The organism is Rhodoferax sp. GW822-FHT04A08 (genome assembly GCF_058801025.1).
The window spans coordinates 1-521 of the sequence record NZ_JBXAMW010000079.1 but is presented as its reverse complement, the minus strand read 5'-3'; the positions used below and the strand labels follow the sequence as shown (position 1 = coordinate 521).

Genomic DNA, 521 nt, shown 5'->3' with positions numbered 1-521 from the left:
GACCGGTCGCGCGACACGCGCGAAAGTCTCATGAAGGCGGCTATCGATGTCCTGCTACGTGTCGGCTACAACCGACTGACCATGAAAGAGGTTGTCAAAGTTGCAGGGGTGTCTAGTGGCGCACTGATGCATCACTTCACTAACAAAGAGGAGTTGGTGATTGCCGCAACGGCCATGGTGTATGACGAAGCCATCATCCGTGGGCAGCGCGTGGCGCAGACCGTTGACGCGGAGCTGCGTCCCATTGAGGGTTACATCTCGGATTGCATGAGTGTCTACTTTGACTGGCCCTTTCTTGCTGCACTGGAAACCATCATGGTGGCCAGAACGGACCCTGCGCTCATGCAGAAAATACTACCAGTGATGGAAAAATACCGCACGACCTGCGACGTGATCTGGCTGGGTGTCTTCAAGAAATTGGGGCTTTCACAAGGTCGTGCGGAGGTGCTGTTAAACCTCACCTTGAATCTGGTCCGAGGCATGGCTGTGAACAATTTATGGCGACACGATGAGAAGCACTA

At 54.1% G+C, this 521-nt stretch carries 1 protein-coding gene; it reads left to right on the top strand.

Annotated elements, in window-relative coordinates; translation table 11 throughout:
- Positions 1-30: 30 nt before the first annotated feature.
- Positions 31-521 (top strand): TetR/AcrR family transcriptional regulator (locus AC1RMF_RS26660; protein WP_493145579.1); only part of this gene is annotated, 491 nt, incomplete at its 3' end.